Below are 618 nucleotides of genomic sequence, written 5' to 3' on the forward strand. Positions count from 1 at the left end.
GGGTGCTATACCCTTAGACCTTTTTTTTCAACCCTCGTGTAATGCGTATTTACAAGCGTTTTTCAAAAATGCTGTGCCAAAATTGTGCCAATTTTTATGTTTCACACTCATTTTTTTCTGACTTTGCTTAATTAAATATTAAAAATAAGCCCACTAAAAAAATCCATTTGCCAAGCAAAATTCTCCCCCATCAAAAACCCCTCTCCCCATTTTGGAGTAGCACCCCACCCAATCCCATCATCAACCAAACCATTCAATAAGCAAATCCTAATCTAGTAAAATCAATCGTATTCAAAATCCCTACAAATCCGCTATTTTGGGATTTCTAGGGGGTCCCCAATCCCCAACCCCCCTCTTTGTTTCTGTGATAGACAAAATCAGAATTTTTTTCAAATTTGCAAATTTGTGCAATTTTTATGCTATAGTTGCAAATGTCAATTTTTGGCAAGACAAAAAACGATAGCAAGGATTTTCCCTTGTGTGTTGATTGAGTTTTCAAATGCCCCCAAAATACGCCGTTTCACAATCTGGCACAATTTTGGCACAGCATTTTTGAAAAACGCTTGTAAATACGCATTACACGAGGGTTGAAAAAAAAGGTCTAAGGGTATAGCACCC

General features: G+C 37.2%; 2 protein-coding genes. Both read right to left on the reverse strand.

Annotation, left to right across the window (positions count from 1 at the left end; all coding sequences use genetic code 11):
- Nucleotides 1-131: 131 nt before the first annotated feature.
- A complete protein-coding gene (locus BJI48_RS09690; protein ID WP_257874452.1) occupies nucleotides 132-257 on the reverse strand; it encodes a hypothetical protein in 126 nt (41 codons plus the stop codon).
- Between the two features lie 177 nt (nucleotides 258-434).
- A partial coding sequence (locus BJI48_RS09535) for a hypothetical protein (protein WP_180763114.1) occupies nucleotides 435-618 on the reverse strand: 184 nt, incomplete at its 5' end.

Source organism: Helicobacter sp. 11S02596-1 (assembly GCF_002272825.1).
Classification (GTDB): Bacteria; Campylobacterota; Campylobacteria; order Campylobacterales; family Helicobacteraceae; genus Helicobacter_J.